We start from the raw sequence: 12,397 nt of genomic DNA on the forward strand, positions 1-12,397 counted from the left end.
CCAGATGCCGTACTTAGTTGGCCTGGCTCACCATGGTCTTGACCATGGTCCACTTGCCATCCTTGACCTGGTAAATGGTCACAGCGATTTCTTTCAGGTCGCCGTTCTTGTCGTAGGCAATATTGCTGCTGGTGGCACCGCTGCGCTTCAAGGCGGCAAGCTTGGGCAGATAGCTTTCAGCCTTGGAGGAACCGGCTTCTTTCATGGCGGTGATCATGTTCCAGGCACCGTCATAGGCATAGGGTGCGTAAACGCCAGGATCGGCCTTGAAGCGGTTTTTGTAGTCCTGGGCGAATTTAGCACCGGCCGCCATCGTGGCCAAAGGCACACCGGCCAGGGAAGCATAGGTGCCATCGGCCGCATTGCCGGCCAGACGCAGGAAGGTGTCGCTGCGGGTCATTTCGCCCGATACCAGCGGAGCCTTGATATCCAGGGTCTGCATCTGACGTTTCATGGGACCGGACTGCGCATCCAGACCACCGAAGAAAATGGCATCGGGCTGCTTGGACTTGATGTTGGTCAGGATGGAGGTGAAATCGTTAGCCTTGTCCGTGGTGTATTCACGCGCCACGATCTGGCCACCCGCTTTTTCCACCGCGCGCGCCACCTGATCGGTCAAACCTTGACCATAGGCCGTGCGGTCGTCGATCAGGGCGATTTTCTTGCCTGCCAGATCCTTGACGATGAACTGCCCAACGGCCGCACCCTGCTGGGTGTCGCTGGTCATCATGCGGAAGGTATTGTCGTAACCTTGCTGGGTGTATTCGGGCGAGGTCGCCATGGCGATCTGGGGGATGCCGGCGTCGTTGTAGACGCGCGAAGCCGGGATCGTGGTGCCGGAGTTAAAGTGCCCCAACACGCCGTCCACATTATCGTCCACGATCTGCTGGGCAACCTGCACGGCCGTGCGCGGATCGGCCTGGTCGTCCTTGGCCACCAGCTCGAAACGGGCGGTTGCGCCATCGATCTGAATATTCTGCGCGTTGGCCTCTTCCAGTGCCAGAATCAAGCCATTGCGCATATCTTCGCCATAGTGCGCTTGCGGACCGGTCAAGGGGGCAGCAAAGCCCAACTTGATGACTTTATCCGCTGCCAAAGCCGGTGTGGCGGCGAAAGCAGCCAGCACGGCGGCCGAAACCAGACCCAATTTCATGTTTTTCATGGACTGCATGGTTGTTCTCCCTAGTTTTAATGGGACCGGGCTTATGGCCGGCCTTACTGCTATAAAGTGTAGGGGCTGCCGTTCTGCGGCCAGACCCCGCCTGCTGTTTGACATAAAACGCCGACCCGCGCGCTAACCCACCATCATCAGGCTGGCATTACCGCCTGCCGCTGCGGTATTGGTGCTGACCGACACCTCGCGTACCAGACGCTCGGCGCTGTAGGTGCTGCCCTGCAGTATGTCCTGCGTGGACAAGCCCTGCACCCCGACGATGGCACCTTCGCGCTGCGCAATCTGAGCGGCCAGTTGCTTGAGCTCGTCGCCGTCACCTTCAAACAAGACAGCATCATAATCTGCCGCAACCAGCTCCGACAGATCAATCTGCTCGATGCCTCCCACCGTTAAACCATCCAGACCGGCCCGGTGAACCAACACAGGTCGGCAGCCGCTGAGCGTACACGCCTGCTGCTGGGCCTGCCAACCCTCGACGCTGGCCGGCAGACACGCCACACGCCCGCGCGGATGTAATTGATACATGTTGGACTCGCCAGTGGGACCGGGCAATACCTGGCCCTGCTGACTCCAGGTCTGCAAAGGCAGCTCCTGCACGCAGCGGCTAAGCAGCCGACGCAAATACAGCGGCCCGCCGGCCTTGGGACCGGTACCCGACAAGCCTTCGCCGCCAAACGGCTGCACGCCCACGACTGCGCCCACCATATTGCGATTGACATAAATATTGCCGGCGCGAATGCGAGATACTACGCGCTGCACGGTTTCGTCCAGGCGGGTATGCACGCCGAAGGTCAGCCCATAGCCGCGTTCGTTGATCTGATCGACCAGCGTATCCAGGTCCTTGCGCGCATAGGTCATGACATGCAGCACAGGGCCGAAAATTTCGCGTTCCAGATCCTGCACCTGTTTGATCTCGATCAGCGTAGGCAACACAAACGTGCCGCTCAGCGCAGCGGGCGCTTCCCCCTGCTCGACCGTAAAACCGGCGCTGCGCATGGCCGCAATATGCTGTTCGATGCCGGCGCGGGCTTCCTCGTCGATGACCGGCCCTACATCGGTGCTGAGCAGGTCGGGATTGCCCACACGCAGCTCTTGCAGCGCGCCGCGCAACATGCCCAGCACGCGCTCGGCGGCTTCTTCCTGAATGCACAGCAAACGCAGGGCCGAGCAACGCTGACCGGCCGAATCAAAGGCCGAGTTAAGCACATCGAACACGACCTGTTCGGCCAATGCGGAACTGTCGACCACCATGGCATTGAGCCCGCCCGTTTCGGCAATAAGCGGCACCACCTGCCCGTCCGGCGTCAGGCGCTGCGCCAGTTGACGGGCCAAGGATTTGGCAACGGCGGTAGAACCCGTAAACAGAACGCCATTGACCAGCGGACTGGCCACCAGCGGCGCGCCCACGGACGGACCATCGCCAGGCAACAATTGCACCGCACCTTCCGGCACGCCTGCGCGATGCAATAGTCGCACCGCAGCCGCAGCGATCAAGGGCGTTTGTTCGGCCGGCTTGGCCAGCACGACGTTGCCGGCGGCCAGCGCCGCTGAAACCTGCCCCAGAAAAATAGCCAAAGGAAAGTTCCAGGGACTGATGCAGACCACCACGCCCAATGGGCGCTGACGATCGTTATCAAATTCGCGCAGCACTTGCCCGGCGTAATAGCGCAGGAAATCCACGGCCTCGCGCACTTCGGCAATGGCATTGGCGTAGGACTTGCCCGCTTCGCGCACCAGCAGCCCCATCAGCTCCTGCATCTGGTCTTCCAGCAACTGGGCAGCCTGCAACAGGGCGGCGGCCCGCTCGTTGACCGGCGTGGCCTGCCAGATCGGCGCGTAATGCGCGGCCGCATCCAATGCATGCGCGACATCGGCCGGAGCCGCTTCCATGACCTGCCCGACCACATCCTGCCCATCAGCGGGATTGATGACGGCGCGTGCCTTGGCATCGTCCCAGACCGGCGTGTCCTGGCCCAGCAAGGGCTGCGCGCGCCAAGGCTGGGCGGCACTTTGCATCAGGGCCGCCGCCAAGGAACCCAGGCGATGTTCGTTGCTCAGGTCCAGACCGGCAGAGTTCAGGCGCTGCTCCGCTTCCCAATACAGTTGGCGCGGTAGCGGTATCTTGTCGTGCGCACGTCCCAAAGGCTGCAATTGCAGGGCCTGGGCGACCGGGTCGGCCACCAGGTGTTCAACCGGCAGGTCGGCATCGCCGATCTGATTCACAAAAGAGGTATTGGCTCCGTTTTCGAGCAAACGGCGCACCAGATAGGCCAACAAAGTTTCGTGCGACCCCACCGGCGCATAGATCCGGCAAGGACGATTCAGCTTGCCGGCCTTGAGCGGGCCGACCACCTCGTCATAGAGCGGTTCGCCCATGCCGTGCAAACATTGAAACTCGTACTGACCTGGGTAGTAGTTCTGACCGGCCATATAGTAAATGGCGGACAGGGTCTGGGCATTGTGCGTAGCAAACTGCGGATATATGGCCTCGGGTGCCTGCAAGAGTTTGCGCGCACACGCCAGATACGAGACGTCGGTGTGTACTTTACGGGTATAAACAGGATAGCCTTCCAGACCGTCCACTTGGGCGCGTTTGATTTCCGAGTCCCAGTACGCCCCTTTAACCAGACGCAGCATCAGGCGATGGCCGCTGCGTCGGGCCAGATCAATCAGGTAATCGATGACAAAAGGGGCCCGCTTCTGATAGGCCTGCACCACAAAACCAATGCCGTTCCAATCGGTCAGCGAGGCATCGAAACACAAGCGGTCCAGCAGATCCAGGGACAGCTCCAGGCGGTCGGCTTCCTCGGCATCGATATTCAGGCCCACATCGTACTGACGCGCCAATTGGGCCAAGGCCAACAAGCGCGGATACAACTCGCCCATGACCCGGTCGCGCTGCGCGCGGCTGTAGCGTGGATGCAAGGCCGACAGCTTGATGGAAATGCCTGGGCCTTCGTATATGCCCCGCCCCTGACTGGCCTTGCCGATGGCATGGATCGCCTGTTCGTACGCTTGATAGTAGCGCTGGGCATCTTGCGCCGTGGTCGCCGCCTCGCCCAACATGTCGTAGGAATAACGAAAGCCTTTTTCCTCGAACTTGCGGCTATTGGCCAAGGCCGAGGCAATGGTCTGCCCAGTCACGAACTGTTCGCCCATCATGCGCATGGCTACGTCCACGCCTTTGCGAATCAGTGGTTCGCCGCCCTTGCCTATCATGCGGGTCAGGGCCGAGGACAAGTTCTTTTCGCTGCTCACACTGACCAGGCGGCCAGTCAGCATCAACCCCCAGGTCGCGGCATTGACGAACAAGGACGGAGATTCGCCCACATGGGCGCGCCAGTCGCCATGACTGATCTTGTCGCGTATCAAGGCATCGCGGGTGGCGCGGTCGGGAATGCGCAACAGCGCTTCGGCCAGACACATCAGAGCCACGCCCTCCTGGCTAGACAGCGAGAACTCCTGAATCAGCCCCTCCACTCCGCCGCCGGTGCGCTTGGCGCGCAGCGTATTCACCAGACGCGCCGCCAGCTCCTGAGCACGCGGGTCCTGGGAGGCGCGTGCCGCGCTTACCAACAGCGGGACGCATTCGGTCTCGGGACGCCGATACGCAGCGGTAATCGCCGCACGCAACACGCTTTGCGGCTGAACATCTTGGGCAAAGGCGTAAAACGGAGCCTGGGGCGTTTCGACAAGATCATCCGTCGCCACGCCATCGGCTCCTTGCAGATACGCCAATTCGCCAGGAATCGCACCACGCTCGATATTCTCGATGTAGGACAACAGCGCCTGTTTATGCAGCCAATGCGGCGTACATTGCAACTTGTCCGCCGCGCCGCGCAAGCGCTCCCGCAGTTCTGTATCGACCTTGATCCCTAAGGTTGTGCTTGCCATGCCCGTGTCCCGGTAAAAATGCCTGTTGCATCAAATTACCGAGATACTACCGTCGGTTAACCTCTGGACCAATTCAGGTTAACCCGAATTCATAAAGGTTAACCCGAACACGAAATACGGTTAACCCTATCCGCAGGCACAGGCTTGCCTTGCATCTGCGCAGCCAGAACATCGGCTAGACGTCCTTGCAGCAGCCGATGGGCGGCAACCAGCTCCGGCACGGACGAGGCCGGCTCCACATCCAGCCAGCGGCATCGATAGGAAGGTGCGTCAAACCCCACGGCTTGGATCGCCCAGCTTAATTCCAGTACCGCCTGCTGTCCGTAGATGGACTCGAAGCGCTGCACCGCCACATCCAGCCGCCAGAACGGCGTCTTTCCGCCAAGGTCCGCCAATTGCGCTGCGCCCAGCCGGGCCTGCAGGCCCGAGGCTAAGGCCAGAGCCAATTCGTCAGGTAGCGGAGACGCCCACAAACTGTCATTCAGCAAACGCACTTCGGCCCCCGGCGGAACTGTCAGCACCACCGAGCGACGATCCAGTTGCGAAGGCACCGTGACCTTGCGGATCTGAAAACCGGTCCAATTCCGGGCAGAATCGACCATAGGCGCACTGGGCAAGGGCGGCTGCAAGGTGTAATAGGTAGGCTGTGTGCCGGCACACGCGGCCAACAAACCCAAGCAGCCAACAACAGAAACGAGACGAAACGTCATGGATTAGGCTCCGGCAGAACATCGGGAGAACGCCCTCGCAGCAAAGAAGAGGGTTGATTCTGCAAGGTGTCGGACAGATCGCGCAACGAGCGCAACGAACGGTTCAGTTCGCTCAGGGTCTGACCCAGGGCCGTGTTCATGGGCGACTCGGTTTCCAGCATGGCTCCCAGCTTCTGCACGGCCTGATCGATGGATTTAAGCGTGCCGGTCAACTGCGGCACGGTCGCCTTGTCCATCTGTTTAAGCACCTTGCCCAAGTCGGCCAAACCTCGTTGCAGATCTTTGCCGATCTGATCAAACGGCACGGCCGCGATCTTGGTGACAATATCGCTGACCTGTTCCTGCAGGCGGTCGAAGTCGCCCCCTATCACGGGAATCACCAGTGGATGCGCCTCTGGGTCGAACTCGACCTTGGGGACTTTATCAAAGAACTCCAGCGCAATATATTGCCGGCCGGTAATCAGGCTGGCAGGACGCATCTGGGCACGCAGGCCGCGATCGATCATGGGACCGACCAAGGCACGCACCGGATCGCCGCCCTTAAGCGAGGTGCTGGCGATCAGCTCGTAGAAACGGCCAAAGCGTTGCGGATAGATACGCGCCTTGACCAAGGCATAGAAACGCTTGGCCTCGAAGTCGTACTCCAGGTCCACATCCTGCACCTTGCCCAGCTCCATGCCGCGAAACTCGACTTTGGAGCCGACCGCCAGCCCGCGTACAGACTGGTGAAAATGGAAATTCAGCTCGACCGCAGGCCCGTCCGGGTCGGCCATGGCCTGCTCCTTGGAGGGGAACAATTCGTACTGGGCATTAGACTTGGCCAGCGTCGTGGGCTCATCCGGTTTTTGCTCGAACGCCAGGCCGCCCGCCAATGCGGCAACCATAGAATAGGTACGTACCGTAAACCCATTGGGGTCCAGGCTCATGTTCACACCGCTGACATTCCAGAACCGCGCGCCGTCAGTCACGAACCGGTCGTTGGGCGCATCGACGAACACCTGCACCTGCACGCCCTTGCCTTCCGGGTCCAGCTCGTAACTGATGACCTGCCCCACCTGCGTGCCTTTGTAATACACGGGCGATCCCAGGTCCAGCGAGCCCAGTTCCGGGGCGGTCAGCACAAAACGCTTGCCCGGCCGGCCACTGATGACTTCCGGCGGCCGCTCCAGGCCAGTGAACTCGAAGGCCTTATCCGATTTTTCAAGGCTATGGGGCGCATCCACGCCGATATACGCGCCCGACAATAAGGTACCCAAGCCCGAAACACCGCTTAAACCCAGCCGCGGACGCACCACCCAAAATCGCGAGTCTTTCTGGGTAATAAACTCGGCCCCGTCGCGCTCGAGCTGTGCCGTCACTATGACGCGCTGCCGATCCGGTGCCACCTGGATATCGACAATCGTGCCCACATTCACATCCCGATAGCGCAGCTTGGTCTGATCCACCGCCAAGCCGTCGGCCGAATCAAAACTGATGGTGATGCGTGGTCCAGTCAACATCCAGTTGCGCACCACCAGCGAAGCCCCCACCAAGGCGGCGGCAATAGGCAAAATCCAGATCCAGGAAAAACGCGAACGCTTGGCCAGTACAACACGTGGCGTAGGCGGATCGCCGGACCGCTCTGCCGGCACTGGCGCATCAGCCTTGGGCGTGGTGTTGGAATCGTCCACGTTTTATCCTTTTGAAGCATGTGAAGAAGAAAAAGACCGTTGTGCATCGGTCGATTCTGTGATGGCCCTGTCCCAGCCTTCGCGGGGATCGTAACTGATCGCGGCCAACATCGTCAGCACAACGACAATGCCGAAACTAAGCGCGCCAGGTCCTGGAATAATCTGCGACAGACCTGGAAAATTGGCCAGCGCCGCCATCAGAACCACGACAAATACATCCAGCATGGACCACTGCCCGATCAGCTCGACCATATCGTAAAGACGGTTACGCTGGCGCTGCACGGCATTACCGCGCCAATGCCGCCCAAGCAAGAGCACGGCCAACGCCAACAGCTTGGTAATCGGCACCACGATACTGGCCACAAACACGATGACAGCCAGATCCCAGGAACCCAATTCCCACAGTTGGATCACACCACCCAAAATGGTATGGGCGCTGCTGCCCAAGGCGCTACGCAGTTCCATGACGGGCAAGACGTTGGCAGGAATATAAAAGACACAGGCCGTCAATACCAGCGCAGCAGTGCGCACGCGGCTATTGGGTTTACGTTTGTGCAAAGCCGCGCCGCAACGCTGACAAGGCCCGTCACCCTGCACCTGCACTAAGCCGCAATGGTCACACGCACACCAACCCTTGGTATGCTTTAGCACCTGGGCCTGCGCCACCTGCACCAGATCTGCATCTTCCGCCCAGCGCCACAAACGCCGTGCCGTCAGCCGGCTCAGACCAGTCAACAAAAAGGTCAGGACAAAGAAGGCATATAAACCCGGCTCGACCGTCAGGCGGCCTATGCCGGCAAACTTGACCAGAGCCACCACCAGCCCCAGAAACAAGACCGCCGTCATGGACCAATGCTCCAGATGGCACAGCACCCGCATACCCAAACCAAAGTCGCCGGGCAAGGGTCGCCTGCGGGCAATCAGACCCAAGGCCCAAAACTGAAACAGCAGTTGAAATAAAGGCAGCCAGAAACCGACCAAGCCGGCCATCACGGACAAACCCATATAGCCTTGTTGCCAGATCAGCAACAAGGCCTTGGGAAAAGTAGGATTGACGGTCTTGCCCGCCATGCTCAGGCTGACCACAGGGAACAAATTGGCGATCAGAAACAACACCAATACCGCCAGCACCACGGCCTGCCACTGGCGCGGCGAAAACCGGCTATGCCGATACAGTTCGGCGTCGCAGCATACGCAACGCGCCAAACCCGCCCCCTGCAAGGGAACCCGCTCGTGAACCGTGTCACAGTGCGTACAGGCTACAAGCGGGCGAACCCCCATGATTTAGTCAACCAGCTCCGGCTCGGGACGTGACGAAGAAGCCGTGCTGTCTGGCGCGTCCGGCCCGGCAGTCGGAAACTCCAACACCACTTGTTCCTTGTCGTCCAGTACGACTTCCACATGCCCACCATCCACCAGGCGACCAAACAGCAGCTCGTCGGCCAATGCGCGGCGTATGGTGTCCTGAATAAGCCTGTGCATGGGCCGGGCCCCCATGGCCGGATCGAACCCCTTGACGGCCAGATAGTCCCGCAAGGCATCAGAGAAAGACACTTCCACGCGCTTTTCGTGCAGTTGGTTTTCCAGCTGCATCAGGAACTTGTCCACCACGCGCAGGATGATGTCCCGCGACAGGGGCTTAAAGCCGATGATGGCATCGAGCCGATTGCGGAACTCCGGCGAGAACTGGCGCTTGATATCCTGCATCTCGTCGCCGGTGCGCTCGGACTGAGTAAATCCGATGCTGGTCTTGTTCAGGGCTTCGGCCCCCGCATTGGTGGTCATGATCAGGATGACATTGCGGAAATCGGACTTGCGCCCGTTATTATCCGTCAGGGTGCCATGGTCCATGACCTGCAGCAGGATGTTGTAGACATCCGGATGGGCTTTTTCGATTTCATCCAGCAAGAGCACACAGTGCGGCTGTTTGGTGACTGCTTCGGTCAGCAGCCCGCCCTGGTCAAAACCGACATAGCCGGGTGGCGCGCCGATCAGGCGCGATACGGTATGCCGCTCCATGTACTCGGACATATCGAATCGCAGCAGTTCCACGCCCAGCACAAAAGCCAGCTGACGGGCCACTTCGGTCTTGCCCACTCCGGTCGGGCCGGAGAACAGGAAGGAGCCGATCGGCTTATCGGGCAGGCCCAGGCCGGAACGCGCCATCTTGATGGCGGCGGCCAATGCATCGATGGCGGCATCCTGACCAAAGACCACGGATTTAAGATCGCGCGCCAGCGTCGCCAGCTTGTTGCGGTCGTCCATGGACACGGACTGCGGCGGAATGCGCGCAATGCGCGACACCGTTGCCTGGATATCCACCTTGCCAATGACTTTCTTTTGCCGCGAACGCGGCAACAGGCGCTGGGCTGCGCCAGCCTCGTCGATGACGTCGATGGCCTTGTCCGGCAGGAAACGATCGTTGATGTAACGGGCCGACAACTCGGCGGCAGCCGTTAGGGCGGCGGCCGAATAGCGTACGCCGTGATGTTCCTCGAAGTGGGACTTCAGGCCACGCAGAATCTGGATGGTCTGCTCGACCGTGGGCTCGGCAACATCGATTTTCTGGAAACGCCGCGACAGGGCGTGATCCTTCTCGAAGATGCCGCGGTATTCATTGTAGGTCGTCGCCCCCAGGCACTTGAGCTGACCGGAGGACAGAGCAGGCTTGAGCAGGTTGGACGCATCCAGAGTGCCGCCGGAGGCCGAGCCTGCGCCGATAAGCGTATGGATCTCGTCGATGAACAAGATGGCCTGCGGCGTGTCCTTGAGCTGCTTGAGCACGGCCTTGAGACGCTGCTCGAAGTCGCCCCGGTATTTAGTGCCGGCCAGCAACGCCCCCATGTCCAGAGCGTACACACGCGCCTGCCCCAGAATGTCGGGCACTTCGCCGCGCTGGATGCGCAGCGCCAGCCCTTCGGCAATAGCCGTCTTGCCGACACCGGCCTCGCCCACCAGCAAAGGATTGTTCTTGCGGCGGCGGCACAATACCTGAATGACCCGCTCGACCTCTTTTTCGCGGCCGATCAGCGGGTCTATGCGGCCCAGGCTGGCTTCGGCGTTCAGATCGGTGGCGTACAGATCCAGCGGCGATTTTTGCGAGTCCGAGCGCGTGTCGGGCTCGGGGGCAGCCGACGCCTTGGGCGTTTCGGGCGGCGTGGGTTCGGGGTTGGACTTGGTGATGCCGTGGGACAGGAAATTGACCACGTCCAGGCGCGTGACGCCCTGCTGCTGCAGGTAGTACACGGCATGGGAGTCCTTTTCGCCATACATGGCGACCAGCACATTGGCACCCGACACCACGTTTTTACCGGAGTTACTGGACGATACGTGCATGATGGCACGTTGGATGACGCGTTGAAAGCCCAGTGTGGGCTGCGTATCCACTTCGCCTTCACCCGGAAAGGTGGGTGTGTTTTCGTTGATGAATTTGCGCAGATTCTGACGCAGTGCATCAATATCGGCTGCGCATGCTTTCAGCACCTCCACCGCCGACGCATTATCGAGCAGGGACAACAGCAGATGCTCTACCGTGATGAATTCATGGCGCGCGGCACGTGCCTCGACAAAGGCCATGTGTAGACTGACTTCAAGTTCTTCGGAGATCACGCTTCCTCCTACACGGCAAGAGTAAAACTTTGGGTTGCTTCTATTCTATGTCTAATTTGCCAGATATGAACAACCCGGTAAACCATTAGTCCATCAGGCATCGGGCACCGGTTCCATGACGCACTGCAGCGGATGCTGACGGGACTGGGCCAACTGGCGGACAATCTCCACCCGGGTGGCGGCAATGTCGCGCGGATACACGCCGCAAACGGCACGCCCTTCGTAATGTACTTTAAGCATCAGCTTCTCGGCTTCCTCGGGTGTTTTGCCAAACACGCGCTCGAGCACGCCCACCACGAACTCCATGGGCGTGTAGTCGTCATTGAGCAGGATAACCTGGTACATGGGCGGCGGCGCCAGGCGCGCCGACTGGCGCTCGAGTGTGGTCTCGCCGTGCTTGTCGATCTGAATGGCCATAGGACTGACTAAGTGCTTTCCATAGGTTGACTGGGGGTAACAAAATTAAGCATTATCCGCTTGATGGTGTCAATTTCGGAAAAACCGACATGGCGCCATCGAAGGCCCGGGGAGGGGCCGAAAAAAAGTATCAACCTTACACTATAGTTGAGAGGCAGGAAGCATGTCGGAAACAACCACCACCGCCAACGCTGGAGACAATCAGAAGCTGTCCGGTACCGTCAAATGGTTCAACGATGCCAAGGGCTTTGGGTTTATTACGCCAGATAATGGTGGAGAAGACCTCTTCGCCCATTTTTCGTCTATCCAGATGAACGGATTCAAGACCTTGAAGGAGGGCCAGAAAGTCCTGTACGAAGTTGCCCAGGGCCCCAAAGGCAAGCAAGCACTGAATATCACTTCCCCTTAAAATCCTGCGCTCTCGATTCTAACAAAAGCAGACCCGCAATACATGTATTATTCCCGTATTACCACAGGGCCACAGCGCCCTGTTTTTTTTGCCTGCGCATGGGCCACATTACTGCTGGCCGGCAGCGTTCAGGCCCAAGAACCCCTGCCCATGCGCACCCTGACGATGGGCAAGACACAGATACAGGCCGAAGTGGCCGACCGCCCCGATTCACGCGCGACCGGTCTGATGGGTCGCAAGAGTCTGGCACCCGATCACGGCATGCTGTTCGTGTTCGCCCAAGAGGGCATGCCCTGCTTCTGGATGAAGAACACCCCCCTGCCTCTGGACATCGCCTTCATTGACCAGGATGGCGTCATCGCCAATATCGAGGCCATGCAACCGTTTGATCTGCAATCGCACTGCCCGGTTCGCCCGGTTCGCTATGCGCTGGAAATGGAGCAAGGCTGGTTCGCGAAGGCAAAAAAACAGGCCGGCGAACGCATCACCGGCCTGCCTAAAGCACCGCGTTAGA

9 protein-coding genes are annotated in these 12,397 nt (G+C 59.8%); 2 read left to right on the forward strand and 7 right to left on the reverse strand.

Annotated elements, in window-relative coordinates; genetic code table 11:
• Window positions 1-13: 13 nt before the first annotated feature.
• From AADW57_RS10425 to clpS, 7 genes are all read right to left on the reverse strand, one after another.
• Window positions 14-1,162: a branched-chain amino acid ABC transporter substrate-binding protein gene (locus tag AADW57_RS10425; RefSeq protein WP_445819203.1), complete on the reverse strand. Its 1,149-nt coding sequence runs from the start codon at window positions 1,160-1,162 to the stop codon at window positions 14-16.
• A gap of 132 nt (window positions 1,163-1,294) precedes the next feature.
• Window positions 1,295-5,068 (reverse strand): trifunctional transcriptional regulator/proline dehydrogenase/L-glutamate gamma-semialdehyde dehydrogenase, encoded by a 3,774-nt coding sequence (gene putA, locus AADW57_RS10430; protein ID WP_341666829.1) that lies wholly within the window; start codon window positions 5,066-5,068, stop codon window positions 1,295-1,297.
• 98 nt (window positions 5,069-5,166) lie between these two features.
• Entirely contained in the window at window positions 5,167-5,778 is a 612-nt protein-coding gene (locus AADW57_RS10435) for a PqiC family protein (RefSeq protein ID WP_341666830.1), read from the reverse strand.
• On the reverse strand, window positions 5,775-7,448 hold the full coding sequence (locus AADW57_RS10440; RefSeq protein ID WP_341666831.1) for a PqiB family protein: 1,674 nt from the start codon (window positions 7,446-7,448) through the stop codon (window positions 5,775-5,777). The genes AADW57_RS10435 and AADW57_RS10440 overlap by 4 nt, the downstream gene beginning before the upstream one ends.
• Window positions 7,449-7,451: 3 nt before the next feature.
• Window positions 7,452-8,729, reverse strand: coding sequence for a paraquat-inducible protein A (locus AADW57_RS10445; protein ID WP_341666832.1), 1,278 nt, complete (start codon window positions 8,727-8,729; stop codon window positions 7,452-7,454).
• 3 nt (window positions 8,730-8,732) lie between these two features.
• Window positions 8,733-11,057, reverse strand: a complete 2,325-nt coding sequence (gene clpA / locus AADW57_RS10450) for an ATP-dependent Clp protease ATP-binding subunit ClpA (protein ID WP_341666833.1) — start codon at window positions 11,055-11,057, stop codon at window positions 8,733-8,735.
• Between the two features lie 93 nt (window positions 11,058-11,150).
• Window positions 11,151-11,474 carry an ATP-dependent Clp protease adapter ClpS gene (clpS, locus tag AADW57_RS10455; RefSeq protein ID WP_341666834.1) on the reverse strand — a complete coding sequence of 108 codons (324 nt, stop codon included), beginning with the start codon at window positions 11,472-11,474 and terminating at the stop codon, window positions 11,151-11,153.
• Between the two features lie 163 nt (window positions 11,475-11,637).
• On the opposite strand from clpS, the gene AADW57_RS10460 reads away from it, so the two are divergent.
• Both AADW57_RS10460 and AADW57_RS10465 read left to right on the forward strand, forming a co-directional pair.
• Window positions 11,638-11,883, forward strand: a complete 246-nt coding sequence (locus tag AADW57_RS10460) for a cold-shock protein (RefSeq protein WP_341666835.1) — start codon at window positions 11,638-11,640, stop codon at window positions 11,881-11,883.
• A gap of 42 nt (window positions 11,884-11,925) precedes the next feature.
• Window positions 11,926-12,396 (forward strand): DUF192 domain-containing protein, encoded by a 471-nt coding sequence (locus tag AADW57_RS10465; protein WP_341666836.1) that lies wholly within the window; start codon window positions 11,926-11,928, stop codon window positions 12,394-12,396.
• Window position 12,397: the final 1 nt, after the last annotated feature.

The sequence above is a fragment of the Alcaligenes sp. SDU_A2 genome (assembly GCF_038237375.1).
In the GTDB taxonomy this organism is placed as follows: Bacteria; Pseudomonadota; Gammaproteobacteria; order Burkholderiales; family Burkholderiaceae_B; genus Alcaligenes.